The organism is Paenibacillus sp. FSL L8-0638 (assembly GCF_038593075.1).
In the GTDB taxonomy this organism is placed as follows: Bacteria; Bacillota; Bacilli; order Paenibacillales; family Paenibacillaceae; genus Paenibacillus; species Paenibacillus polymyxa_D.
This window is the reverse complement of record NZ_CP151960.1, coordinates 4,685,189-4,710,422: the sequence shown is the minus strand read 5'-3', so window position 1 is coordinate 4,710,422 and position 25,234 is coordinate 4,685,189. Positions and strand designations below refer to the sequence as shown.

The window sequence follows — 25,234 nt, the reverse complement described above, 5'->3', positions numbered from 1 at the left end:
GTAAGAATTCGAATAAGTGAGATCAAGGAATAGATCGCAAGGGGGAACGCATATGGAGAAGACGCCGCACACCCGCCGCGAGAGTCAGGATGGCCCGCATCAGGGGGCCGCTATCCCTCCCGGTTCTTCGCGGCGTTCCGTTTCAAATGAACCAGCCAATCCTTCGCGCCGCCATTTTTTGAAAAAAGCGGCTTTAGCCACAGCCGGAACCGCGCTTCTGGCTGGAGGATATGCTTCCTTATGGGAGCCTAATCATTTGGAAATTACACGCTTCAACTTGTCTATCCCTCGTCTTCCGTCTGCTTTTGACGGAATCAGGGTCGTACATTTTAGTGATGTGCACTTGGGTTTTCACATGGATGAGCAGGATCTACGCGAGCTTGCGGACCGGATAGCAGGTCTGAAGCCAGATTTGCTCTGTTTTACAGGCGATATTGTGGATGACTATGCAGTATCCATGAAGGCTGCTGTTCCAGTTATGGCTTCCATGCACGCTACCCTTGGTAAGTTTGCTATTCTGGGCAATCATGATTATAGAGGCTTACCCGCCGGCGTTCAGGAGCTATATCCAAAAACCGGATTTACACTGCTGAGAAATGAGCATGCGGTTGTAGAGCGCGCGGGACAACGTGTGGCCATTGTCGGCTTGGAGGATAACATCATGGGCAAGCCCAATCCGCAGCGTGCCATCCACGGACTGCCTGATGAGATGTGCAAGCTGCTACTGATGCATGAGCCGGACTATGCAGATGTGGCGGCACAAATGTCCTTTGATCTTCAATTGTCAGGACATACACATGGGGGACAGGTACGTTTGCCTGTCATTGGAGCACCGATGCCGCCTCCGGGTGGACGCAAGTACATTCAGGGATTATTTCATGTGGGAACGGATAGAATGCCACTGTATGTCAGCCGAGGCATTGGTATGACACATTTGCCAATACGGGTGCTGTGCAGACCGGAGCTTAGTGTCATTACACTAAAATCCGGCCAATAGGCCATGATTTTTTTTCATCTTCGTCATATAGTTTGGAACTACATAAAGATGGCTTGAATGTAGTGTAGAGATGTAGTCGTTTCGGACAAAGGAGTGAGGTTCAGATGGATCGTATTGCTGTCATTTCAGATATTCATGGCAATTGGCCTGCCTGTGAGGCGGTGCTGGAGGATATTGCTTCCCGAGGCATTAGCCGTGTGTTTTGTTTGGGGGATCTGATCGGCAAAGGGCCTAGCCCGAGCGAGGTTCTGGATGCTGTCCGTCAACGTTGTGAAGTGGTCGTGCGGGGGAATTGGGATGAGCTGGTCAGTATTACGGATGATCTCAATTTTAGCTGGCAAGCCGAGCGCTTGGGGGCAGAACGAGTGCAGTATTTGGCACAGTTACCGTTTCATTATGATTTCAGAATGAGCGGACGCCGTATCCGTCTGGTGCATGCCTCGCCGCAAAGTGTGTATCACCGTGTGCAGCCATGGGATGAGCCGGAAAAACGGCTTGCCATGTTCGATCCGTTAGCAGAAGAAAATGGAAAAGTTGCTTTTGCTCCGGATGTTGTGGGATATGGTGATGTGCACAATGCTTTTATCCAGCATTTTCAGGGGAAAACACTTTTTAACGTCGGCAGTGTCGGGAATCCGTTGGATGTTACGCAGGCTTCCTACTGCATTTTAGAGGGGGAGATGGGAGAGGAGCAGCCTACGTCCTTCTCCATTCATTTTGTACGTGTACCTTATGATATAGAACTGGCGGTAAAACAAGCGGAGGAAGCTGATGTGCCTTCTTTGCCGTATTATATTCGAGAGCTGCGTACAGGAATTTACCGCGGGATTCAGGACCTGGATTAAGTATGGAAACATTCATTTCTAAAAGCCAATCCATCCGCAGGAGGGAACATTGTGCTGACCAGAGAAATGCTTCGTCTTGGGCTACCGGAGCTTTACACCCGCCGAGTCCGATTGCGCCAGCTAAAAACGGAGGATTATCCCGCGCTGGAACGGATCCTATCCGATCCATTGGTGATCCAATATGTGAATCGAATTCGCAAGCCAGTCCATGCACGAATGCGGCGTCTGGTTGCGCAAATTAAAATATCTGCTGATTCTCTGGATTCTCTGCATTTTGCGGTGGAATGGCATCCGAGAAATACAGGAGAAAGCAATCTACTTAGTGAATCCAATGAGCTTACCTCTTCACCGTTGCTCGGTATCGTCTCTTTTCAGCAATGGAATGAAAGAACGGGGGAGGCACAATTGGGCTATATTCTGGATCGTCCTTTTTGGGGACAGGGGCTGGGTACAGAAGTGGTAGGAGAAATGCTGAATTTTGGTTTCGGATCTTTGAAGCTCCAGCGGATCGAAAGTCGTTGCCAAGAGGATAATCAGGCTTCCATGCGCGTGCTTATTAAAAATAAGATGCGTCTGCTGCGTACCATTGGTGCCTATGATCCCTCAGGAGAGGTGCCGAGTGTATTGGTATTTTCGCTGACCCAAGGGGATTATGCGTAGAAATAACATTGGAATATTTTGTTACAAAGATGAAATATAACTGCAAAACAACTCTAACACAGGACGGGTACAATACAGACATGACCCCCTTTTGAATAATATATGTTGCTGGACCCGATGATTCGGGTCCTCTTTTTTTATTATCCTATAGTAGGGCATTCTCTATTTCTGTGGCGGCGAGTGGTCTTCTTGCCTTGCCTGGGCTCAGTTATGTTTCATTTTGTTACAAAAATGAAACATAACTGCAAAGTTACTTTAACATAGAGTGGGTACAACATAAACATGACCCCCTTTGAATCATATATATTGCAGGGACCCGAAGCTTCGGGTCCCCTTTTTTTTATGATTTTTAGGAACGGTTCAGGCTGGTTACCAGCTCTGGAAGCCATTCATTTAGGGAGAGAAATGAGTACCCCTCTGACTGGGCTTTGGACGTATCCATGTACCACGATTGTGTAATACCAAATGGAGACATGTGCTCGTCTGCTGTTTTTTCTTTCATCACAGCTTGTTTTCCAGTTACCTGCTCAATGATCGAAATGATCTCTCCAATCCTCACTGTACCGTCGGAGCAAGCATTTACAGGCCCTGTTAAAGGAGTGTGACCAAGCCAAAACAGAAAATCTGCGGCTTCATCGGAACGAATAAATGAGATTTGTGCTGCGGAATTAGGGACTCCGAATTCTATTCCTTCACGAACATGTTCGATATGAAAGTGAAGCCTTTTCGTATAATCGTCAGTCCCCAATACAATCGGAAAACGAACAGCAACTACAGGAAATGTAGCTTGCTGCATAAAAACTGCTTCTGCCTGCCGTTTAGCCTCCCGATATGTAAAATCGTCCTTCCCGCCCTTGCGAACCGGGTAAGCCTGAGGGTCAAAGATGCTCTCTGTCAGCACTTCCGGGCTCGAATCATAGACGGATAGGCTGGAGGTCACAATATACCTCTTGGCTATAGCATCAAAAATGCGGCAGGCTTCGCTGGCTTCATCTGGGGAAAAGCAAATATTATCATAAACAACGTCCCACACTTGCTCACCTACGGCCTCAGCGAGCGCTTGCGGGTCGGTACGGTCTGCACAAATCCGCTGAACGCGGTCACCAAACGAATCGCTTGCTTGGCCCCGTGTGAGGATGGTAACGGAGTTCTCGGAACTCTCTAGCAGACGTTCCACCAGTCTCTTGCCAAAAAAACGCGTTCCACCCAGTACAAGTATCTTTTTCATACTTACATCACTCCTCCTAGAATGGTTTTCATTTATATTAAGATAGACGGACTAATGAATGTAAAAGATACAGGACGCAATGAAAAAAAGGAGGATCATATGCCATACGTAGAGATTCAGGATTTAGAAATGTATTACGAAAAAATGGGGGCAGGAGAACCCGTCATATTTTTGCACAGTCATTATTCAAGAGGAATTCTAGCTTTTTCATCTCAATTACTTGATTTTCAGCAAAAGTATACATGTTATTTTCCCGACCACCGGGGTCATGGCAGAACAAAATGTGATAGCCTGGAATGGAGCACCCCTCAACTCGCAGAAGATGTAATTGATTTTATGGAGGCGCTACATATTTCCAATGCCCATGTTATTGGGTACAGCTGCGGAGGCAATGTGGCTTTATACTGTGCGGTGAAGCACCCTCAAATGTTCGCCACCGTTACGACCATAGGCTGTAGTGGAGTCGCATGTCCTGAGGGGGCAGATGAATTTGAACCAGAGTGGCTCATCAAAAACGAACGTTATGAAATGATCCATCAAATGATGGAACGGCATGAGGAGGCACATCAGGGGAACTGGCAAGAATTTATGCGTCAGAGCGCACAGGATTGGCGCCAATATCCGCAATTGACACGTAGTGAGTTAAGTAGCATTACGTGCCCTGCATTATTTATCGCGGGTGAACATGACGATTTCGCCACAGAAGAGCAACTCCTGGAATTATGCTCAAGGGCCCAAGACTCACGTTATCTAATTGTTCCGGGTTGTAGTCATCGACCGCACATGCTTAGAGAGAAGCCGATCTTAATCAATGATTCTATTCTTTCATTTTTGAACAAGCATGCGATTCGTTGAACCAATCAATCGCATAGCGGTGGAGCACCGCCTAATCTTACTCTCCTAGAAGCTTCAAGAAATTGGCCGGCACCGTAATTTGCTGATTATTAATCATAATCTTCCGAAGCTCCTCCATGGAGTCCTCTTCACCTCTAGCGTCTTTAATCTCCTTAATTTCACGATGCAGTCGCTCCATTTGGAGATCTAGCGCATTAGCGGAGTCTGCTGCGTTCTTTAATTCACGTGTCAGACTTTCGGGAACGGACTGGTTGTACTTATAAAAGATTTTATGCTCCAGGCTGGCCCAGAAATCCATCGCAATGGTTCGAATTTGCACCTCTACGCAGACTAGCTCCTCACAATCCGACATGAATACAGGAACTTGAACCAGCAAATGCAGGCTCTGGTAACCGTTCGGCTTGGGGTTCTTGATGTAATCCTTAATTTCCAGTACCTTCAAGTCACTTTGTCTCTGAAGCATGTTACTGACATCATAAATATCAGAAATAAAAGAGCAAGTAATACGCAAGCCGGCGATATCCTTGATATGATCTTTGATAGCATCCAGCGATAACTCGCTATTTTTACGAATCATTTTATTCATGATGCTCTCAGGAGATTTAAGGCGTGATTTGGTATGCTCAATAGGGCTGTAATCGTGTAATGCTTGAAATTCCTGCTTTAATATTTCAATCTTGGTTTCCATTTCGTCGAGCGCAAATTTATAAATGAGCATAAATCGCGTGATGTCATGCTTTAGCTTTTTGAGCTTGTCCATAGGATCTTCCAAGTGCATATGTAATTCTCCTCACACATAGATGTCATAATCTTGCTAAGCGTTCGCCTTTGCAATGGGATATTACCTTATAATTTAAAGTTCCCAACAATCCCATTGCAGCAGCGTTCGTATGATCAAATGATTTGCGGAGCGGCAATCCCTACCCTAAATTTTAAAGCGCCACAGAAATTTTACGTTTTTCTTTAAAATAGACCCATTCCCGGAAGCCGATATCCTTCAGCATTGCCTTTACTTCTTCCCAGTCATCGCCTACCCGCGAAGGTTTATGGGCATCCGAACCAAAAGTAACCTCCACACCAAAATGGTGCGCTCTTTCTAAAATAGAAGCAGACGGGTACCATCCGCCACTCAGTTTGGTTTTACCCGAAGTGTTAATTTCAATCGCCACATTGGATTCCGCAATTACCTGCAAGGTTTCATCAATGGCTACATCAGCAGGAATGTCTGAAAAGGCTGGAAAGTTCCCCTTCATTGCGTCAATATGACCTAAAATCTGAAACATGCCGCTTCGCGCAGATTCCTGAATGAGCGCATAGTAGGCTTGTTTGACCTCGATTTTACGAGCGTCGCTTAATTTGTTCCAACGGTTACGGTTAAAAATGCTGTCCCCTTCGACATTGTGAATCGACCCAATGAGATAATCAAATGGATAAGGAGCTAGAGTGGAACGATATAATTCAGCAAAATCAGGAAAATAATCCGTTTCCAATCCGAGGAGCACGTCAATACGGCCTTCGTATTCTTTTTTAAGCTGTTGTACCTCTTCTACGTATTCAGCAAGCTGTGATTTGGCCATATAAATTTTAGGAAAAGCCTGATCCTGTTCGCTGCCCAGGAAAGGGGAATGGTCCGAAATACCAATCGCTTGTAACCCCGACTGAATGCCTGCTTCAATGTAATCTCGAATGTTTCCGTCTGCATGACCGCAGCGGAAATGATGGGTGTGCAGATCAAATTTCATAGCCTGTCTTCCTTTCGTAATCAGGGTTTATATTGCGTATGTTGTTCATAGCGAATTACGTTATTCAGAACTGGTGAAATTCGTCTCCGGCATCCCCTTCAGATCACTTAAAAATTGCTGCATGGCTGAGTTTAGATATCGGCCGGATTTATAAATCACTCCTACCGGATGACTAACTTCCAGCTCAGGAATATGGATCATTTTTAATGTGCCTGCACGCAGTTCAGAAGTGACCGATAGTCTGGAAATAATGGCCGCACCGAGATTAATTTCGACCATCCGTTTGACTTCCTCACTGCTGGACAACTCAATCACGACATGAGGCACGATTTGGTGCTTTTTAAATACATCGTCTACGAATTTTCGTCCCACCGTATCGGGAGAGAGCAGAATCAGCGGAATTTCCCGAAGGGCTTCAATGGTAGCATGTGGTTGTGAAGCCAGCGGATGAGTAGGAGACACGACTAGCTCAAAGGAATCGTAATACAGAACCGAAGTGCTTAAATTAGGATTACGTTCGATCAGATAGCCGATGCCAACATCAATAAGTCCGTTCTCCACCTGCTGATAAATCATGGAGGAAGCCATGGATTGAATGGAGGTTTTGATGAGAGGGAACTGATCCTGAAAGTAGGAAAGCACGCGCGGTAAAATTTGAATAGCGATGGATGTTGTGGTACCCAGCGCAATGTGACCCTGTGGTGTTTCGTTTAGATCGTACAATTTTTGTCTTAATTCCTCAACAACCTCTAATATGCGCTCGGCATGTTCCAAAAAAACAGCTCCCCGGTCGGTCAGGGTGACAGGCTGGTTGCGGTCAATCAGGATGGTTTTGAACTCATCCTCTAGACTTTTAATTTGGGCGGACACCGCCGGCTGCGTCAAATTGAGAAGTTCTCCGGCTTTGCGGAAGCTCATCGTTTTGGAAATCATGATAAGTGTTTCGAGTTGACTGATGTTCATGAAGTTCCTCCTCTCTTTTCTTAATCTTATCGCAGCTGTATAGAATGAATATTTTTAGCCAATCCATAGGTTCATATGTAAAACCGTCGTTATGCTTTATTTCATTAAATTATAGGTTATTCGAGCAGGAAGGGCAATGAATCGAAGCAGAGCACCTTAAAGTGTGGTATATTGGGAAATAAAGACTAAAGTCCTGATATCCTTCAAAAATAATCAATCTAAAACCGGTAAGAAGTAAAGATATAGGACATTATTCACATTTTTTGTGGTTTAGCTATAAAAAATTACCGGGTAGCTGTCGATAAGTGATATAGAGAGCATTTTAATGAGGATCGATTCGTTTTACAGTAATATTTAATTAAAAAATTCTAATTTAAATGGGACTTTTGTTGTGTGTCTAAAAGCCCATCGTAAAGGGGCGCTTTGATCGTGAAGGCAGAAGTGATAAATCCTTTTTTGGAGTCGGCGCGACGGGTCATTGAACAATTGATCCAAGTATCTCCTTCATCCGGAAATCTTGGTGTGAAAAATGTCGAGCTGGTGGACGACCACATCTGGATTATGATCGGGATGACCGGACAGCTTAGCGGAAATATTGTGTTCGGCCTGAATGAACAGGTGGCGCTACGTATGGTATCAGCGATGATGGGCGGATTTGTGTTGACTGAAATTGATGAGATGGGAAAAAGCGCAATTTCAGAATTGGGCAATATGATTAGTGGTAATGCCAGTACGATTTTGTCCAGTCAGGGAATTGTCGTGGATATTACGCCTCCGCAGGTCATGAAATCAGAAAACTTGACCACTTTTGTGCCTCAGCGTGCCCTTTATATTCCGCTCACGGTGGAAGGAATCGGTGAGCTGGATATTCAGGTGATGATCTCTTAATATTAAAGGAGCAAGTTTCTTTAATGTGGAGGGATGAGCGTGAGTATACTACAGGACAAGATAGTTGTGATTACAGGTGCATCCAGTGGGATTGGCGCCCTTTGCGCTCAGTTGTTAAGCGAAAAGGGCGCGATTCCTATTTTAACAGCACGCTCGCAGGAGCGACTGAAGCAAGTATCTGCGGGAATCAGGGGCAGACATGAGCTTATTCAACTGGACGTCACCCGCCAGGAGCAGGTAGAGGCTGTTGCAGCACGAGTATTGGGACAGTACGGACGGGTCGATATATTGCTTAACAATGCGGGCTACGGAAAATTTGAGTATTTTAATGAAACCGACCTGACGGAGTTTGAACAAATGATGGACGTGAACTACATGGGTGTTGTTCGCTGCATCAAGGCGTTTCTGCCACAAATGACAGAGCGGGGCCTTGGACAGATTGTCAATGTAGCATCAATGGCCGGGAAAATCGGAACAGCCAAATCGTCTTCTTACACGGCGACGAAGCATGCTTTGCTCGGTTTCAGCAATGCGCTCCGGCAAGAGCTGCGCGGGAGTGGAGTGACTGTAACGACGATTAACCCCGGGCCGATCGACACACCGTTTTTTGAGTTGGCAGATCCTTCAGGAGGATATGTTCGAAATGTAAGCTGGTTTATGCTACAACCTGATAAGGTGGCACGGCATATTGTAAGAGCGATGGAGCTTCGCAAGGAGGAGGTTAATCTGCCACGGTGGGTATCTCCTTTTCTCAAGCTTTATCAGTTAGCTCCCAGACTGACCGATAGGCTGGGTCATGGTGTGATGAATAAGAAATAAAAGATGTCCCGTAAGCCATTAGCTATGGTGAGGGACATCTTTTATTTTTGTGATTTGGTAACAGGGCTATTTTCGCATATAATGGAGAGTAACGAATTTACGTATAGGGGTTGGACCTTTTCATGACATTGAATTTTGAAACGCTCGGCGTTGAACAAGATCTGTTGGACAAACTGACTGAGCATGAAATTACACAGCCTTCGCCAGTTCAGGCAGAGGCTATACCGGAAATAATGAAGGGAAAGCATGTATTGGCGCGCTCACAAACTGGCACAGGCAAGACACTGGCTTATTTATTGCCACTGTTACAAGCGATTGATCCACAGAAAAAGGCTACGCAAAAGCTGATACTGGCTCCAAGCCAGGAGCTCGCTATGCAAATTGTACGTGAGGGTCAACGCTACGGAGAGCATCGCGGAATCCGTGTACTCGGTCTGATTGGTGGGGCGGCTATCAAACGTCAAATCGAAAAGCTCAAAGATCATCCACAGCTTGTCGTGGGCACACCAGGACGTGTACGGGAACTCATCGCTTCAAAAAAGTTGAAAATGCACAATATTACAGCCATTGTCATCGATGAGGTGGATCAGATGTTCCAGCTCGGCGGAGCAGGCGATGTAACCAATATATTGGGCACGGCCCAACGCGATCGTCAATTGGTATTCCTGTCCGCAACGCTGAACGACGAGATTCAGTCGCTGGCGAAACGGGAGATGCGTGAATACGTAGAAATTGGGATTGATCCCGACCAGAAGACGGCCAGTGGATTGGAACACTATTACTTTGTATCCGAAGAACGGGATAAGGTGGATATGCTGCGCCGTCTGGTACGTCATTTTAATCCGAGAAAAGCGCTGGTGTTCGTGAATACAACCAATGCCATCGGGGAGATTGAGGCCAAGCTCAAGCATATGGGGCTGACTACGGCATCCTTGTATGGAGATGCGGATAAAGTCACGCGTAGCAATGTGTTGGCCCGATTCCGCGAGGACAAGCTCAAAGTGCTGGTCGCTTCGGATGTGGCAGCCCGTGGTCTGGATATTGAGGGCCTTGAAATGGTTATTCATTTTGATCCGGCTACGGATAGTCAAGCTTATGTTCACCGTGCAGGACGGACAGGACGGATGGGACGCAAAGGATTGGTGGCATCGGTTGTCACCGACCGTGAAACGTTCATCATGCGTAAGTTCTCCCGTGAACTGGGCATTGACATCGCAGAGCGTGCGTTGCATGGAGGTCGAGTAGTCGTGCCGCGTCCGGCGGATGCCAAGCGTGCACCTGTAAGACCCTCCGAGGCTAGATCCTTATCTAACGGAGCATCGGCGGAGGACCGAAAGGCACCTGTTCGTGCCGAAAATGGACGTCCTGGCAGGAATTCCGCGAACGGTTCAGCTCCAGGCAAGAGCAAAGGAGCAGCCTTGTTCAAAGCAGGAAAAGCACAGCGCGAGCGTGATCGCAAAAACAAGGGTGCACCAAGATGGCTGAAGGAAAAAGGATCAAAACCGAACGAGTAAGGGAGAAGAGGGGGAGCCATGGAACAACAGCCTGTGTTGCAAATTAACGGACTGACCGGCGGATATAGCGCCAAGCGCCCGGTGCTGCATCAGATTTCGCTGGATGTGAAACCGGGCGAAATGGTAGGACTGATTGGTCTGAACGGGGCCGGGAAAAGTACGACCATGAAGCATATTTTGGGCCTGATGACACCGCAGGCCGGAGAAATTCGTGTGCAGGGGCATAAGCAGGATGAAAATCCCGAGGAATATCAGGGAGCCATTGCTTTTGTACCTGAATCTCCAGAGCTATATCCTGAAATGACGGTGATGGAGCATATGGAATTCACGGCCAGAGCGTACGGAGTTAGCGAAGCAGATTTCCGCACACGCAGTGATCAAATGCTGGACTTGTTCCGTATGCGGGATAAAAGTGGAAGTATGTCGATGCACCTGTCTAAAGGGATGCGCCAGAAAGTGATGATTATGTGTGCATTTTTAGCGGGACCGCCGTTGTATGTCATAGATGAACCTTTTTTGGGTTTGGACCCGCTTGGTATTCGTTCCCTGCTTGACTTTATGTTAGAGATGAAGCGTTCGGGTTCGTCCATTCTACTCAGTTCTCATATTTTGTCCACGATTGAAAATTATTGCGATCGTTTCATTGTACTTCATCAGGGTGCCATCATTGCGCAGGGTACGCTGGACGAAGTGACAGCACAGGCGGGTAAGCCGGGCATGCCGCTGGAAGATGCATTTTATGAGCTGGTACAGGGCAGGGAATGAGCATGGATTTGCAACGTCTGCATAAAGAAAGACGTGTAGCGTTCTGGGGACAGGTGTTGCCTTATCTGGGCTATGTCATTCAGAGCGGTCTGGCGGTGGTGTTCGGCTTTGCACTGATTGCCTTTGCCGCATGGTACACGTCGCTACTAATGCATACTCCACCGGATTTGCCCATCCGCTGGATCATGCTTATTGTGGCTATTCCGATTGCTCATGCGAGCTTTCGTACGTATTTAAACGCAGCGGATATTGTTTTTCTCCGTCCACAGGAGCACGCAATGCACTATTATTTTAAGGCCAGCCGGATTCGGGGTGTGGTGTATAAAATATTCGGTTTGCTATTGCTGTCTATTATCGTGTGGCCGCTGTATATTCGCAGTGATTCCGCGCCTAAGCCGTTGCTACTGACCCTGCTACTGTTCGTGCTATTAAAGCTGCTATTCAGCTACGGCGGCTGGCAAGAGCTTCGTATGGTATCGATTGGCGGGAGTATAGGCTATCGTCTGCTTCGGTGGGTGTTGGCTGTGCTGATGGTAGCCGCATGGCTATGGCAGCCTCCACTACACAGCGTACCATTTATCATATTGGTCGGTGTGGTGTACGTGCTTGTTCTGCGTTTTCCGGTCAAGCTGCTAGTGGCTTGGGAAAAGCTGATTCGTACAGAGGGTATGCAGGCTGCTCGGGTGATGCGCACTTTGGGCTGGTTTGTCGATGTGCCCGCCCTTACGCAGAGAGTGACGCCGCGCCGTTGGCTATCCTGGTTGGGAGGTAACATACCTTGGAACAGAAGGGGAGCGTATCGTTACCTGCTGTTTAAGACATTCCTGCGCACAGAGCCAGCAGGTATTGTCATTCGACTCGGGATCCTGGGGTTGTTAATTATATATATCACCCATGCTAGTTGGATTGGTATTGCAGTATATTTATTTTTCATATTCCTCATTGGTGTACAGGTCACTTCACTAAGGCAGTATCATAAGGATTCGTTATGGCTTCAGTTGTATCCGATTCCTGCGCATAGTCGTCGTGCGTCTTTTCTCGACTTTGTTGTTCGGTTGACGTTGCCGGCTGCTGTGGTTCTGTGGCTTCCTTTTCTGGCAAAAGGAACGGAAGATCTACTGTCTACACTGCTCACGTTGCTTGGGGGAGTTGCAGTAGTGTTCCTGTTACGAGGCGCTCAAGCCAAAAAATGGCGTTTGGACGGTCAGGATGAGGAAGAAGTGTAACTTATATCTATGTGAATAAAGTAAAGGCTAATTCGCAGGCAGCACTTGCTGCTTGCGAATTAGCCTTTTTTGTACTGCTATCATAGCCGTGGGTGCAGATATCTGTCAGCTTATATAAAGATCGTCTTGCTGATGATAACTAATAAAATGAACAGTACCAGAATTGTTCCTGTGCTTGTGAATGCGCCGTAACCACCGTAACCGCCTCTTGTTTCTTCTGCTCCCATGCTCATTCTCCTCTCGGTCATTGTGATAAAGGATACATCGTATCTTATGAAGTGGATTTTCAGATTGCGTGGGCCATTGCTCAGGTATGTTGCCGAATCGCCTTATATTTTTCATCAGATATAGGGGAGGAGAGAGGAAAAGACACGTATTGTCGAGAATAGAAGAAGTACGTAATCATTATCACTTGGAAAGTGGGAAAGACGAGATGCTGATAGATAAGCTGCTCGTGAACATATTTCTTGTGTTTGTACCGTTATTGGTATATAGCGCTTTGTCAGATCATCGGCATATGAAACATACCCCGTTGCTTATGGGAGGGGTGCTGGGTGTGTCTTCTGTGCTTTGCCTTATGTTTTCGTATATTTGGTATGGACTATTTTGGGATCTCCGATATGTTCCTCTGATCCTTTCTGTTTTATATTTTGGTCCTAGGGCAGGGCTTCTGAATATAACGTTGATGGTGATGGCTCGTATGTATATAGATCCTGAGTCTATAGTGGTGAGTTTTCCCAGCATGATGTTGTGTTATTTGGGGCCTCTCTTGGTGAGAAAAAAATTTATGCAGCTCAATAGTATATTGCTTCGGGTGGGCATGAATATGCTAATGAGTATATGGACCAGTATTGCCATGTTTATATTTCTGTTAATACATTCCTGGGTCAATGGAAGGCTAGATAAGGATGAGATCGAGCTGATCCGGGCAATACTCTGGTTCGGTATGATTCAATTCCTAAGCATTGGAGCCTCCTCTTTCTGGATGGAGTTTAGTTTGGAACGGGAAGACATGAGAAGAAAGATTAAATATGCTGAGCATCTGAATACGTTAGGTGAACTGGCTGCCTCTATGGCTCATGAAGTACGGAATCCATTGACCGTTATTAAAGGGTTCTTGCAAATGGTTCAGTCAGGGCTAGAAGGGAAAAATCGCAGATATATTGCTTTGGCACTAGCAGAGGTCGATCGGGCTGAAAGAATTATTAGCGACTATCTGAACTTATCCAGACCGCAAATTGGGAACACAGAGCTGATGGATCTGTCTGGCATGGTTCAACAGATTGTTTTGCTTTTGAAACCGATGGCGACCAAGCAAGGCGTAAGACTGTATACTGAGCTAAGGAATGAAATATACGTACATATGGATCGTAATCAGCTGTTACAGGCGTTAATACATGTGACGAAAAATGCGATCGAAGCTGCGGATGATGGAGGCAGGGTATACATAAAGCTGGCGATTCAGGAAGAGAAGGCATGTCTGCATATTAGGGATACAGGAAAAGGCATGAGTCAGGAGCATCTGGAGCGAGTGGGTACTTTGTTTTTTTCAACCAAAGAGGTAGGAACGGGACTGGGAACGGTCGTCTCCTTTCGAATCATTGAAGCCATGAACGGAAGTATACACTATGAGAGTGAGCCCGGAGTCGGAACGGAGGTAGTCATCCTGCTGCCACTCGCACAAGAATCAATGCTCGCTGCTGAAGGATAGTTTGTTTCGAAGTGTGACTTACAATGGTTCAGCCCATTAAAAAGCGGTATGCCACAACATCCGGCATACCGCTAATGATGCTATATTGAATCTGTTACATATTATGCGTTCAACAAATCTTGTGCGCCACGGTAAACAATGTCATACAGGTCTTCCAGATACTCTTCCTCGATACATGAGAATGCGATTCGGAGATCATATTCACCCAGCGCAATTGTTCCTACCCCATATTGTTCCAGCAAATGTGTGCGCAGTCGTTCAGCGGACAAGCCGTTCAGCTTAAGGCACATAAAATAACCCGAATTGAAAGGATAGTAGCTCCATACATCTCCGTATTTTCCACTATCGAGCAACGCTTTGACTTTATTAGCCCGCCCCTTCATAATTTGGAACTTTTCATTTTTCTGTTGTTCAAAATCGGGTGATTTGAGGGCATCCAGGACGAAGGTTTGAGATGGGTGAGGACCGCTCGAAATCGTTGCCCGAATAATCCCTAATGTTTTTTGTTCCAGTGCGCTCAGTACATCCTGATGTTCCGAAGCAAAGGTAATAAACCCGACACGGAAGCCCCAAACGAATTCTTCTTTGGTAGCTCCGTCAATTTTGACGGGTAGAATTCTCGGATGAAGTCCAGCTAACTGACCGAATAGTGATTCATGCAGGGAGTCCTCGAAGAACAGACCAAAATAAGCGTCATCCGTCACAACTACGACATTGATGCCTGCTTCTGCGGCTTCCTGAATGGCAGCAACAATCGCTTTACCCTCTTCGACTCCCGGTGTGTAGCCCGTCGGGTTATTCGGGAAGTTCAGCACAACGATTGCTTTGCCGTATTCTTTCTGTGCCAGTAGCGCCTCGCGTAATCCTTCACTATTAAAACGTTGATCCTCTGTGAACAACGGGAAATTCACCAAACGTCCATGACGGCGAATACCGAAAGTCAGCTCATAGTTTTCCCAGTTTTTGTCTGGGTAAATGACAGCGTCCCCTTCATCCGTGAACAGGTCGGCAACGATGCTCAAACCATGGGTCAGCGCGTTCGTAACTACGGGAAGGCCATAACCTTTTCCAGCCAATGAAGGGTTTTCCTTCAGCATTTTGTCACGCCATACACTACGAAGTTCAGGTTTGCCCGCAGGGGGAGCGTAAGGGTATAAATCCTTGGGATTGTAAGCGGACAGCTTCTCCTGAATGACCTCCAAATGCATAGGACCATTGCCTTCCGTAGCAATACCAATCGTGGCGTTGTACTTTTTAGCAAGCTTCCCGGCTTCTGCGGATTGACTCAAAATCCCCTCTTTTGGGAAATAAATTTCTTTCCCTAAAAGAGAAAGCATTTGATATACATGCTCGTTGCCTGTCTGAATGTTTTGGTTTAACTGCGCTGCCAGTGGATTCATTCCCGTTTCATCCTTCCAAGTCATTTTGATTACATATTATAGCATCACACACGGTAAGCGTCACGCAAAAGCATCTGGGAGCATAAAAACGCATTTTTTTGCTTAATGAAGGCGCTGAGCTTATATTATAAATTAACGGGATAGAGGACAACCAAAGATTAACAAGAGGAGGTGCAGATTTTGCTGGATACATCTGCGTCATCGTTTATCCTGTTGTCGGCCTTCGCCAAAATTGTGTGCGAGCCGGGCTGGAAATGGCAGGTACGCGAGAAGCCGATGCCAAACTATGATTTATTTTATGTATGGAGCGGAGAAGGAACAGTGGTCTTAAACGGAACATCGTATCCGGTGAGCAAGGGGAGTTGCTTCCTGTTCAAGCCGGGGGATGATACCCGTGCCACACATAACCCGCAAAAGCCGCTCATACTTACCTATATTCATTTTGATCTCATCGAACAACCAAAGCTAATCCCTGCAAGCTACCGTATGCTGGAGGAAACGTTCGAGGTAGAGCATATGCTTGCCAGGTACGTTCGACTGCGCCTGGAGCGTGCTTACGGAGCTGACGAGGAAGGCAAGCTGATTCTGAAACAACTGATGATTCATCTGCTGCGTGCGGACCGTAAGGAGCCGCAGGAGCAACAGGCCAGTAACCAGCTCACCGAGGTCATTCGGGAAACGGCCAACTACGTGCGTCAGCATCCGGGACTTCCTCATCGCGTCGAGGATTTAGCTGCACGGGCAGGGCTGTCACCGCGTTATTTTTCGATTAAATTCAAGGAGCTGCTAGGTGTTTCTGCGCAATCTCATATTATCAGCATGCGGATTGAGCGTGCACAGCATCTATTGCTGCATGCGGGAATGAATGTGACCGAGGTGGCAGAGGCTTTGGGGTATCGTGACATCTTTTTTTTCAGCCGCCAATTCAAGCAGTACACGGGGAAAAGTCCGTCTGAGATTCGCTAATGCAATGGACGGTGGACAAGCTGTTTCGGATTTAGGCATAATGGGAGTAAGGCATGACAAATATAAAGGATAAATTCCAAAAAAAGGACCCGAGCCATTACGCCGGGTCCTTTTTTATATGAGCAATTTATATCATTCGATCCCAATGCTCATATGTGTAGCTATAATCCTGTTATGATACATTCACTTATGCTTTGGGATCATGTCGAAAGCAACCCAGACGTTGTCCCATTTTCACCACATCCCCCAGCTTCAATGCGGGGTCTGGCTCAAACGTACCGTTCTCAGTTAGCAAAACGACGGTTGACCCAAATTCGAAATAGGCGAGATCGTCTCCTTTTGTCCATGAGACGGCTTTATCATCCGTATATTTGATGCTACTCACATTCATTGCGCCAACCTTGACGACCGCCACCTCACCATATTCGTGGGCGATGTACGTAATCTGTCGTTCATTGCGGCTAAGAACTGCTCGCATATGCTGCAAGCCGAAGTCATTCACTGGGTATACCTTGCCGCGCAGATGCTCTTTTTCTACCAGCGTACCGGATACTGGTGCATGAATGCGATGATAATCCGTCGGGCTGAGATAGAGTACAAAAGCATAACCGTGTGTGTATTTTTCAAGACGCGGAGAGCGGTTAAGAAGCTCTTCCAGCGTATAGTCCTGCCCTTTGACATTCAAAAGAGTGCCGGACGTAATTGGGCCAGTGAAAGTAATCCGTGCATCCACCGGACTGGTCATCACCTCGGCGTTCGTATCAATCGGGCGCATGCCCGCTTTTAATTTGCGTGTAAAATAGGCGTTCAGAGAACGGTATTCCTTCCATTCCTGTTCAGCCTCATGCGTCTGGATCTGGTACGTACGTATAAAGGTGGGGATAAAAAGTCGGCTTGCACCGCTTTGCGCGAAGGAGCCCACAATCCGGCACACCCACTTGCGCGATGATAGCTCCGTCATGAGCCGCAGCCACTGTTTTGCCATTACAGATCCCCCTTGTTCATTTCCGAGCCGTCTTGGCCGGAACCTGTCCGGCCGCTCTGAACTATATTGACACAGAATGTGACGTAAATCAATACAGTGGACGGCCTGGTGAACGTTCGGTATCTGACGAAGGCATCCGTTCGAGAAGCCAACGAGCGTAAGCCATCGGCTGAGTGTATGTTTCTTTCCAGACATTATGCATGCCAGCCTGGCTGAAGCCATAGCGCTGGTCACGACCGTTGCATTCGATAAAAACAATCTTGCCTTCATGGGTAATTCCCAGATCCAGACCGACATCGGCGAGACGAGGAAGGGTTTGTGCCAGTCGGTGCACGATTTGTAACGAGAGCCGCTCTAGTTCATTCATCAGCCGGACTGCGTTCGAAGTCTGAACCGTCTCTGTTTGTGATAACACCTCCAGTAAGGAACGGGCCGTACCCCCCTGTGCCACATTGGAGACAAAGGTGTGGGAAGGAGCAATTTTAGCGAACATGCCTGTCACACCCCAGATACCGCCATATCCGCGCTGAACCGTCACACGGATATCAAACGGACGATTGTTGTACAAAGCAAGCGGTATGGTTTCCTGTACGATATGAGGCACATGCAGCAGTCGTTTGTGTAGAAATAACGGGAGTTCTCCGACATGCAAACGTAGTGTGGACCAACGCTCAGGTATAGAAGGATGTGCACATTGCAAAGTCCAGCCTCCGCGGGAATGCCGCAGACGCATAATTCCTCTACCCACGCTACCGCTACTGGGTTTAATGACAACATCTCCGGTTTCTTTCATTAAGGTATGGATGGAGGAAAGGTTGCCTTGCAAGGTTTTGGGGAGGTGGATGCGTAGCAGAGGGTCTTCCTGCAGAATTGCATGTATATGGTCTTTGGGGAAACGGTTTTGTTCATTAAAAATATAGTATCCCTTTTGTACAAGCTTGTTGATATCTCTAGCATTTTCATTTTGCCGATAGAGAGTCCGATTGTGGATGACCGGCGGCAACGGAAGAGTCATTTGCCGATACTCGTTGCCGTGTTTAACAAAAGCCCGGCATGTTCCGGTCGCTATATGAATATCCTCCAGACGAAGAAAGCAGGGGATGAGCTCGTAGCTTAACCCGGCGTCCTCGTAATTGGCGATGGATTCATATCGCGTCCTCATGGCGGGAATGCCCCGGTAGGTTGCCGGGTTGAGCATGACGCCGACATGCAACATGAGTATGTCCGCCCTCCTTGTAGTCACTCCAACTGATCATACTGTGATTGTAGTCCATCATATGTATCAAAGATCGGCCAGGCATGGACGCTAGCCTTGCGGTAAGCCCAAAGTTAGAAGCGAGGCACCTTTCAGGGAGGCAGACGATATGATACAAGATGAGTGTTGCAGAGTGTTGGAATAAGGTCAGAAAGTAGGTGTGGTGATGCAGAGGCCGAAGGTAGCAGTTGTTACACCGGGCTCCTTTGTTATACCTTCGCCCCGCAGCAGTTCTGTGGAGCGGGTAATTGCCCGCATGGTACCGCTGGCTAGTCATGAGCTTCAGGCGCAGATCTATGGCATAAAGGGAGCAGAGGCATCGGATCATGGCGATGTCGACGGAATTCCCTGTATGCGTTTTATGCGGGGAGCAGGTTATATTTCTGAGGTGATTGCCGATTTAAAGAGATGGTCACCAGCGGTAGTAGATGTACACAACCGCCCGGCAGTTGCGTATGCCATTCGCGAGGCTTTGCCCAATAGCCGAGTTGTGCTGACTTTGCATTCGACCACGTTCATCCGGGAGCCTCACCTTGAACGGAAGGACATGGGTAGGCTACTGGCATCGATGGATCGCATTATTGTGAACAGTGCGTATTTGGGGGCAATCGTAGCTTCTGACTGTTCCGACGCAGTCAGGGAACGCATCGTCGTAAACAAGCTGGGTATCCATCCTGGCGATTTCCTGCCACGGTGGACTCCAGCAGCAGAAGCGGCCAGGTCGGCGCGATTGGATGATTTCGGCTGGTCAGGCCGCCAAATCGTATTATTTGCGGGCAGACTGATGCCAGGGAAGGGCGTTCACCGCCTACTGAGGGCCCTGCGGCATGTCGTCCGCACCTGCCCGGACGTACTGCTACTCATTGCAGGTAGTGCCTATTACGGGCATGACCGCCTCACGCCGTACACGGCGTCGTTGCATCGGCAGATGCGTAAACTAAGGTTGGGGAAGCATATGCAATTCCTTGACTATGTTCCGCATCCAGCATTGGCCTCACTATATCAGCTAGCCGATGTGACTGTTGTTCCTTCAGTGAAGGATGAGGCCTTCGGGCTGGTCAATCTGGAAGCTATGGCAGCAGGAGTGCCGGTGGTCGCTTCACGAATCGGCGGTATTCCAGAGGTAGTACAACATGGCGAGACAGGCTGGCTTGTGTATCCGTCTCACGGTGAGCAGGAAATGGCCGATGCCATCATCAGGCTGCTCCAGCAACCTGACTTGCGACGACGGATGGGAGAAGCCGGACTTGGCGAGGTACGGAGACGATTTTTGTGGCAGCACTCAGCACAACGCTGGGCACAAATTATAACGGACTGCGCAACGGAGTGACGTAGGCGCTGTTACGCGCATAGGTTATCTTATAGGCATTAGCCATGATACCCAGCCGGGTGAATGAAGCGGAGCGACCGCTGGTTCACTCCTGTGCCAAAGGAGCGGTCACCATGAACCATCGTACGAACCATAGCCCTAAGGATAAAAGAACAGCGCGGCGTAACCCTTCCAATGCGGTTCCCTCCCGCCGTGTTAACAAGGAAAAAGCGGCTTCGACTTCCGGCAGTCCTAGACCGAGCCAGCGCGGAACGGCAACGGTTCCTGCCCCTGTAGAGAAGGATACCTCCGTTCAAGCTGTAGAGGAAGCGGCGTGGAAGAAGCATAAGCTTCCCAAAACGCTAGAGGAAGCGATGCAGATGAATCGAGCATCTGTACTGCTGTTGTCTGTGCCTGAGTCAGATACGGAATGCAGGATGGATAACGATAAACCGTCTATTACGACGGAAGATCAGGCAGAGCAAGATTCATTACTGGATTGTTCCATAACCAGTATTCACATTGCGGAAGGAAGACACCGCCCAAAGCAGCGTGTGATCTTGCCTGAGCAAGATATCGATCTAGCCTTCGATACGGAGAAAGAAGAATTAGACTTGAATGCCATTCACGATGGATCAGCGACCAGTGACGAGGCTTCTGACGATCATATAGCTTCACCTCAATATGGGAGCATTTCTTTTCACCTCCCCGCACGGGCAGATAGGGGCGAAGTGAGCGTTGTATTTGAGAAGCCATTTATAGATACACAATATGTAATCACTGCCAATGCGAGTATACCGGGAGTGATGGTATCCGTCACACAACGTCAGAGGTATTCGGCAGTACTTACTGTGGAACGCATACACTCGGGACCGATATGTGAAGGGTTGGTCCTTTGGATTGCGATGGGGCGATAATAAGAAGCCAGGAATATAAGTGCCCATAATCAACTTTATAGTAGAAAAAAGGCGTCCCATAGTGGGACGCCGTATACATAAGAGGGAAGGGGGTAGACTTGTAATATCGGGGAAGTTTGTATTATTTCACTTATCTCACACCTACAGCGTCAAAAGACTTCATAGCAGAGGTTACGGCTATTGAATTTTCACCATAACTATCTTTGGCCGCTTGGATAACAGCGGCACGCGCGGTGGAGAAGTTAGACGTAGAAGTCAGATAATTGGTGAAGGCATTATAATAAATATATACGGCTGCATCACGTCCGATTCCATCTACCTTGACACCATGGAAGGTGCCTCCTTGTGCCAGTAGATAGTAGGCTTTATTAATAATGCCACTATTAATATGGGCTCCACCATAATCCTCGTTGTTAGGATCAGGATAGAGATTGCTGTAGTGATCGACTTGACCGTATTTGGCAGGATCGGAAAGGGAGCGAATGGCGTCGCCCTTAATATTAGGAGTATAAGCGACTTTGCCGAAATCCCAATTGGTACGCTCAATGTCGTTGCCTATAATATCTGAGATGGCTTCACTTAATGCACCAGATTCAGCGAAATACACGAGCCCTGATGAATGCTCGGTTACACCGTGTGTCAGCTCATGGGCAACAATTTCAAGATCGCTGCTAAAAGGGGCAAATAACGTGCCGTCTCCGTCTCCGTAAAGCATGTGAGTGCCACCCCAGTGGGCATTATTGTAGTTTTTTGCGCCGTAATGGACTGCCGAAGCGATAGCCATGCCATGCCCGTCAATGCTGTCGCGTCCAAATCTATCCTTGTAATAATCGTAAGTGCGGATAGCGTAAGCGTGGGCATCCACCGCAGCCGGATCCTCCCATACGTTATCGGAATCTGTATACAGGGTGCCGGGGAGCGTCTCGGTGTTGTGGACGTTATAAGTTAGGATTCCTTTACCACGAGTCGTATCCTTTAGTTGATACTTCTTGCTCGAGGCTGTGGTTTCAAATGTTTTGGTATCGCCGAATACACCGCGCCCTGTGCCGATTACTTCGTTAAGAATGTCATACTTGAATACGATTTTTCCGTCATTAGCGTCAATAAAGTAACGTGTGCGCAGCAGAGTGGGCTGTAGAGTATTAACTTCGGTTACATAGACGAGACGTGTTGAGTCTCCATCGGGATAGATGTACAGTTCTGCTGTAGGGTCCACGCTTGGTTCCAGATTGGCAATCTTGGGAATAGAGGATGCAGGCTCTACCACTTCCAATGTACTGTTCTCCAGTTCAGCTGCTTTATCCAAATCCAAGGAGTCCTTATCAACAGAGATTGAAAATTCATTGTTAGATGCTGTTCCGTAAGTGTCTTTACTTACACTACTTGTACCCTCGTAAGGTTCAGGAACGATTGGGGCGGAGGAAGGGAGAGACTGAACCCGTATAGCTGCATCTTTATAAGCGGTATATACAGCCTCAGTAGCACTGATTTTTGGAGTTGTATTTTCTTTGGCATTGGCTTGTTGATCTTCTGAAATGACAGCTCCCAAATAAGAGGTGATTAAGCCAGATTTGTTCACATGAAGGGTCTGTTCGGCTCCAAATACGGGAATTCCGTCTACATATTGTTTTAACCGATAATGCTTTGTACCAAATTTGTCACTGGTGCGATCCACGATACGAAATTGCTCGCGCACATGGGAACCGATGTAGGTATCGTCCAGACTCAATAATGTTTTTTGTTGTCGATTTAAAAAGCTCCAGACCAGATTGTCGCCTGTTACCGTTGAAGGAGACTTCCAGTTCACCGTTTGGAATGTTGGCGTAAACTGAGTCGGATCGGGAACAGAATTTTCAGCTGCGGAGGCTCCAGGCGCTATAGATCCTAATAACATAGCTCCTCCTAGAAGTGAAACCCATACTTTTTTCAATTCATACTCACTCTCCCTAATTAATGTTGGGGTAAAAAACACCCTGTTTGCAGAAGCCTCGGGTCATATATGTAAGTCTTGTTGCTCCTTTGAAACGTGAAGAGGCTGGATAAAAAAATTACCTTATGTAAAATATTAAGGTTTATTTTTTTGTAATCTCATCGTCTCGGCTCTGATATTAGCACAGAGGTTGTCGAACGAGAAGATTAATTTTACAAAATACCCCAAAATGAATCTTTAGTCCCTGATTTACTGTTTATTTGTCTTATTTAGTCGAAAATGATCGGAGGGACTCTATGAATATGAAAAGGGCGCCCCTTTGAGGGGACGCCATAAATAAGGGGGGAAGGGGCGCAGACTTGTACACTGCACCCCTATTTTTTCGTCCATTGTATGAGTAGGGCCACATGACAGTTGCACAACGGCAACGGTCTATGGACGAGAATATGAGGATTATAGCGTATATGATTTAGTTTACGCCTACAGCATCAAAAGATTTGGCAGCTGCAGTTGCTTGTGCCGAGTTCGCGCCGTACAGATCATTTGCCGCTTGGATCACAGCAGCGCGTGCGTTGGAGAAGTCGGAAGAAGAAGTCAGGTAATTCGTAAAGGCGCTGTAGTAAATTTGGACCGCTGCATCGCGACCAATTCCATTTACAGTTACACCATGGAAAGTACCACCTTCTGCCAGCAGATAGTAGGCTTTATTGATAATACCACTGTTCGTATGAACGCCACCGTTATCGGAGCTGCCTTTATACAAGTCGGAATAGTGATCTGGTTGATCATACAGCGTAGGATTGGACATAGAGCGCAGAGCATCGCCTGCAATGTTTGGCGTATAAATATCATCGCCTACAAGCCAGTTTTTACGCTGAATGTCATTGCCGATGACGTCCGAGAAAGCTTCATTCAATGCACCGGACTCTCCGTAATATTCCAAATTCGAAGTATACTCTGTGACACCGTGCGTAAGTTCATGCCCCACTACATCGGGGTCCCCGCTGAAGGCGATAAATGTGCTACCGTCTCCATCTCCATAAGTCATTTGGGAGCCATTCCAGAAGGCATTGTTGTAGCGGCTACCGTAATGGACTGTCGAACGGAGTTGCAGCCCGCGTCCGTCAATACTGTTGCGTCCGAATTTGGACTTATAGTAATCATATGTTTTGGCAGCATACGCATGGGCATCCACGCCAGCTGGATCATTCCATACATTATCGGCATCGGTCAGGAGGGTACCTGGGATGCTTTGACGGTTGGAGGCCGTGTAAGTCACGATACCGTTACCGCGTGTTGTATCCTTTAACTGGTAGCTACTGCCCGAAGCAGCCGTGGTGAATGACTTGGTATCACCAAGCACACCTTTACCTGTGCCTGTCGCTTCATTAATGATGTCATACTGGAATACGATGCTGCCATCATTGGCATCAATAATGTAGCGAGTACGCAGTGGGGCAGGTTCTAAAACATTGACTTCTGTTACATAAACCAGCTGCAGGTCATCCCCTTTAGGATAGAAGTACAGATCGGCTTTAGGATCTACTTCTGGCTGCAGATTAGCGATTTTGGCAATGGAACTTTTTTCTGTCTCCACCGCTTCAATTTTGCTATCTTTCAGGACAGATGCTTTATCAAGACTCAGCTCGTCCTTATCGGTTGATATCGTTTTTCCGTTGTTAGCTGCTTCGGAGTAAGTGTCTTTGCTTACACTGGTTTGCTCCTCAGCATCTTTAGAGATGGTATCGTCGGAGGTAGGGAGGGCTTCAATTCGTGCAGCTGCTTCTTTATATGCAGTGTAGACCGCTTCAGAAGCGCTGATTTTTGGAGTTGTACCTTGCGTAGCTTCAGCTTGCTGATCCTCACTAACCACCGCTCCTAAGTAAGAGGTGACCTCACCAGATTTGCCCACATGAATAGTCTGTTCAGCTCCATATACGGGAATCCCGTTTACATACTGTTTCAGCCGATAATGGCTCACACCGGACTTGTCGCTTGTGCGATCAACGATTCGGAATTGTTCACGTACACTAGAGTCGTCCGCACCCAATAACGATTTCTTTTGCCGATTCAAATAGCTCCATACAATGTCGTCACCCGATACCGAGGAAGGGGCTTTCCATTGCTCGGCGTGAAAGGTCGGTGTAAGCTGAGTTGGCCCCGAAACGGAACTCTCCGCTGATGCACCAGACGCGACAGACCCTAACAACATAGCTCCTCCAAGAAGCGAAACCCATACTTTTTTCATTAAAAATTCAC

The 25,234-nt window shown here is 47.3% G+C and carries 23 protein-coding genes; 13 read left to right on the top strand and 10 right to left on the bottom strand.

Annotation, left to right across the window (positions count from 1 at the left end; translation table 11 throughout):
• The first annotated feature begins 52 nt into the window (after positions 1–52).
• The 3 genes from MKY35_RS20895 to MKY35_RS20885 all read left to right on the top strand — a co-directional run bounded on the left by MKY35_RS20895 (position 53) and on the right by MKY35_RS20885 (position 2,502).
• Complete coding sequence (locus MKY35_RS20895; protein WP_039272680.1) at positions 53–997, top strand: metallophosphoesterase; 945 nt, start codon at positions 53–55, stop codon at positions 995–997.
• A gap of 104 nt (positions 998–1,101) precedes the next feature.
• Positions 1,102–1,842, top strand: a complete 741-nt coding sequence (locus tag MKY35_RS20890) for a metallophosphoesterase family protein (RefSeq protein WP_029518256.1) — start codon at positions 1,102–1,104, stop codon at positions 1,840–1,842.
• A 51-nt stretch (positions 1,843–1,893) separates the two neighbouring features.
• Positions 1,894–2,502 carry a GNAT family N-acetyltransferase gene (locus MKY35_RS20885; RefSeq protein ID WP_342444739.1) on the top strand — a complete coding sequence of 203 codons (609 nt, stop codon included), beginning with the start codon at positions 1,894–1,896 and terminating at the stop codon, positions 2,500–2,502.
• A gap of 349 nt (positions 2,503–2,851) precedes the next feature.
• Here MKY35_RS20885 and MKY35_RS20880 read toward each other — a convergent pair whose 3' ends face one another.
• Positions 2,852–3,730: an NAD(P)H-binding protein gene (locus MKY35_RS20880; protein WP_342444738.1), complete on the bottom strand. Its 879-nt coding sequence runs from the start codon at positions 3,728–3,730 to the stop codon at positions 2,852–2,854.
• A 99-nt stretch (positions 3,731–3,829) separates the two neighbouring features.
• Here MKY35_RS20880 and MKY35_RS20875 point away from each other — a divergent pair, with 99 nt between their 5' ends.
• Positions 3,830–4,585 carry an alpha/beta hydrolase gene (locus MKY35_RS20875; RefSeq protein WP_342444737.1) on the top strand — a complete coding sequence of 252 codons (756 nt, stop codon included), beginning with the start codon at positions 3,830–3,832 and terminating at the stop codon, positions 4,583–4,585.
• A gap of 37 nt (positions 4,586–4,622) precedes the next feature.
• Here the strand turns inward: MKY35_RS20875 and MKY35_RS20870 are convergent, their stop codons facing one another.
• The 3 genes from MKY35_RS20870 to MKY35_RS20860 all read right to left on the bottom strand — a co-directional run bounded on the left by MKY35_RS20870 (position 4,623) and on the right by MKY35_RS20860 (position 7,290).
• The gene (locus tag MKY35_RS20870) at positions 4,623–5,363 is read right to left on the bottom strand and encodes a GTP pyrophosphokinase family protein (RefSeq protein WP_340956733.1); all 741 of its coding nucleotides are present in this window, start codon (positions 5,361–5,363) and stop codon (positions 4,623–4,625) included.
• Between the two features lie 154 nt (positions 5,364–5,517).
• The gene (locus MKY35_RS20865; protein ID WP_342444736.1) at positions 5,518–6,327 is read right to left on the bottom strand and encodes a histidinol-phosphatase; all 810 of its coding nucleotides are present in this window, start codon (positions 6,325–6,327) and stop codon (positions 5,518–5,520) included.
• Positions 6,328–6,387: 60 nt separating this feature from the next.
• Complete coding sequence (locus tag MKY35_RS20860) at positions 6,388–7,290, bottom strand: LysR family transcriptional regulator (protein ID WP_023990132.1); 903 nt, start codon at positions 7,288–7,290, stop codon at positions 6,388–6,390.
• Positions 7,291–7,719: 429 nt separating this feature from the next.
• Between MKY35_RS20860 and MKY35_RS20855 the strand changes: the two genes are divergently transcribed.
• The 5 genes from MKY35_RS20855 to MKY35_RS20835 all read left to right on the top strand — a co-directional run bounded on the left by MKY35_RS20855 (position 7,720) and on the right by MKY35_RS20835 (position 12,502).
• A complete protein-coding gene (locus MKY35_RS20855; protein WP_029518260.1) occupies positions 7,720–8,178 on the top strand; it encodes a chemotaxis protein CheX in 459 nt (152 codons plus the stop codon).
• 39 nt (positions 8,179–8,217) lie between these two features.
• Entirely contained in the window at positions 8,218–8,997 is a 780-nt protein-coding gene (locus MKY35_RS20850) for an SDR family oxidoreductase (RefSeq protein WP_342444735.1), read from the top strand.
• A gap of 122 nt (positions 8,998–9,119) precedes the next feature.
• Entirely contained in the window at positions 9,120–10,511 is a 1,392-nt protein-coding gene (locus MKY35_RS20845; protein WP_342444734.1) for a DEAD/DEAH box helicase, read from the top strand.
• An 18-nt stretch (positions 10,512–10,529) separates the two neighbouring features.
• On the top strand, positions 10,530–11,276 hold the full coding sequence (locus MKY35_RS20840) for an ABC transporter ATP-binding protein (RefSeq protein WP_013311782.1): 747 nt from the start codon (positions 10,530–10,532) through the stop codon (positions 11,274–11,276).
• A gap of 2 nt (positions 11,277–11,278) precedes the next feature.
• Positions 11,279–12,502 (top strand): ABC transporter permease, encoded by a 1,224-nt coding sequence (locus tag MKY35_RS20835; protein WP_039272674.1) that lies wholly within the window; start codon positions 11,279–11,281, stop codon positions 12,500–12,502.
• Positions 12,503–12,612: 110 nt separating this feature from the next.
• Here the strand turns inward: MKY35_RS20835 and MKY35_RS20830 are convergent, their stop codons facing one another.
• Positions 12,613–12,729, bottom strand: coding sequence for a hypothetical protein (locus MKY35_RS20830; RefSeq protein WP_023990126.1), 117 nt, complete (start codon positions 12,727–12,729; stop codon positions 12,613–12,615).
• 545 nt (positions 12,730–13,274) lie between these two features.
• Here MKY35_RS20830 and MKY35_RS20825 point away from each other — a divergent pair.
• Positions 13,275–14,213 carry a HAMP domain-containing sensor histidine kinase gene (locus MKY35_RS20825; RefSeq protein ID WP_342444733.1) on the top strand — a complete coding sequence of 313 codons (939 nt, stop codon included), beginning with the start codon at positions 13,275–13,277 and terminating at the stop codon, positions 14,211–14,213.
• Positions 14,214–14,314: 101 nt separating this feature from the next.
• Here MKY35_RS20825 and MKY35_RS20820 read toward each other — a convergent pair whose 3' ends face one another.
• The gene (locus MKY35_RS20820) at positions 14,315–15,613 is read right to left on the bottom strand and encodes an aminotransferase class I/II-fold pyridoxal phosphate-dependent enzyme (RefSeq protein ID WP_029518265.1); all 1,299 of its coding nucleotides are present in this window, start codon (positions 15,611–15,613) and stop codon (positions 14,315–14,317) included.
• 180 nt (positions 15,614–15,793) lie between these two features.
• Between MKY35_RS20820 and MKY35_RS20815 the strand changes: the two genes are divergently transcribed.
• Entirely contained in the window at positions 15,794–16,579 is a 786-nt protein-coding gene (locus tag MKY35_RS20815; protein ID WP_061830088.1) for an AraC family transcriptional regulator, read from the top strand.
• Between the two features lie 187 nt (positions 16,580–16,766).
• Here MKY35_RS20815 and asd read toward each other — a convergent pair whose 3' ends face one another.
• Together asd and MKY35_RS20805 are read right to left on the bottom strand one after the other, a co-directional pair.
• On the bottom strand, positions 16,767–17,564 hold the full coding sequence (gene asd, locus MKY35_RS20810) for an archaetidylserine decarboxylase (protein WP_029518267.1): 798 nt from the start codon (positions 17,562–17,564) through the stop codon (positions 16,767–16,769).
• Between the two features lie 88 nt (positions 17,565–17,652).
• The gene (locus MKY35_RS20805) at positions 17,653–18,780 is read right to left on the bottom strand and encodes a YheC/YheD family protein (protein WP_342444732.1); all 1,128 of its coding nucleotides are present in this window, start codon (positions 18,778–18,780) and stop codon (positions 17,653–17,655) included.
• A 205-nt stretch (positions 18,781–18,985) separates the two neighbouring features.
• Between MKY35_RS20805 and MKY35_RS20800 the strand changes: the two genes are divergently transcribed.
• Positions 18,986–20,149, top strand: a complete 1,164-nt coding sequence (locus tag MKY35_RS20800; protein WP_342444731.1) for a glycosyltransferase family 4 protein — start codon at positions 18,986–18,988, stop codon at positions 20,147–20,149.
• Positions 20,150–20,262: 113 nt separating this feature from the next.
• Positions 20,263–21,045, top strand: a complete 783-nt coding sequence (locus MKY35_RS20795) for a WIAG-tail domain (RefSeq protein ID WP_342446684.1) — start codon at positions 20,263–20,265, stop codon at positions 21,043–21,045.
• A 130-nt stretch (positions 21,046–21,175) separates the two neighbouring features.
• On the opposite strand, the gene MKY35_RS20790 is transcribed toward MKY35_RS20795, so the two are convergent.
• A complete protein-coding gene (locus MKY35_RS20790; protein WP_342444730.1) occupies positions 21,176–22,975 on the bottom strand; it encodes a M4 family metallopeptidase in 1,800 nt (599 codons plus the stop codon).
• Between the two features lie 469 nt (positions 22,976–23,444).
• On the bottom strand, positions 23,445–25,223 hold the full coding sequence (locus MKY35_RS20785; protein WP_340933060.1) for a M4 family metallopeptidase: 1,779 nt from the start codon (positions 25,221–25,223) through the stop codon (positions 23,445–23,447).
• Positions 25,224–25,234: the final 11 nt, after the last annotated feature.

Coding starts and splice junctions, on each gene's coding strand:
- MKY35_RS20895 (WP_039272680.1), top strand. CDS start 53: ATGGAGAAGACGCCGCACACCCGCCGCGAGAGTCAGGATGGCCCGCAT.
- MKY35_RS20890 (WP_029518256.1), top strand. CDS start 1,102: ATGGATCGTATTGCTGTCATTTCAGATATTCATGGCAATTGGCCTGCC.
- MKY35_RS20880 (WP_342444738.1), bottom strand. CDS start 3,730: ATGAAAAAGATACTTGTACTGGGTGGAACGCGTTTTTTTGGCAAGAGA.
- MKY35_RS20875 (WP_342444737.1), top strand. CDS start 3,830: ATGCCATACGTAGAGATTCAGGATTTAGAAATGTATTACGAAAAAATG.
- MKY35_RS20870 (WP_340956733.1), bottom strand. CDS start 5,363: ATGCACTTGGAAGATCCTATGGACAAGCTCAAAAAGCTAAAGCATGAC.
- MKY35_RS20865 (WP_342444736.1), bottom strand. CDS start 6,327: ATGAAATTTGATCTGCACACCCATCATTTCCGCTGCGGTCATGCAGAC.
- MKY35_RS20860 (WP_023990132.1), bottom strand. CDS start 7,290: ATGAACATCAGTCAACTCGAAACACTTATCATGATTTCCAAAACGATG.
- MKY35_RS20845 (WP_342444734.1), top strand. CDS start 9,120: ATGACATTGAATTTTGAAACGCTCGGCGTTGAACAAGATCTGTTGGAC.
- MKY35_RS20840 (WP_013311782.1), top strand. CDS start 10,530: ATGGAACAACAGCCTGTGTTGCAAATTAACGGACTGACCGGCGGATAT.
- MKY35_RS20835 (WP_039272674.1), top strand. CDS start 11,279: ATGGATTTGCAACGTCTGCATAAAGAAAGACGTGTAGCGTTCTGGGGA.
- MKY35_RS20830 (WP_023990126.1), bottom strand. CDS start 12,729: ATGGGAGCAGAAGAAACAAGAGGCGGTTACGGTGGTTACGGCGCATTC.
- MKY35_RS20820 (WP_029518265.1), bottom strand. CDS start 15,613: ATGAATCCACTGGCAGCGCAGTTAAACCAAAACATTCAGACAGGCAAC.
- asd (WP_029518267.1), bottom strand. CDS start 17,564: ATGGCAAAACAGTGGCTGCGGCTCATGACGGAGCTATCATCGCGCAAG.
- MKY35_RS20805 (WP_342444732.1), bottom strand. CDS start 18,780: ATGTTGCATGTCGGCGTCATGCTCAACCCGGCAACCTACCGGGGCATT.
- MKY35_RS20800 (WP_342444731.1), top strand. CDS start 18,986: ATGCAGAGGCCGAAGGTAGCAGTTGTTACACCGGGCTCCTTTGTTATA.
- MKY35_RS20795 (WP_342446684.1), top strand. CDS start 20,263: ATGAACCATCGTACGAACCATAGCCCTAAGGATAAAAGAACAGCGCGG.
- MKY35_RS20785 (WP_340933060.1), bottom strand. CDS start 25,223: ATGAAAAAAGTATGGGTTTCGCTTCTTGGAGGAGCTATGTTGTTAGGG.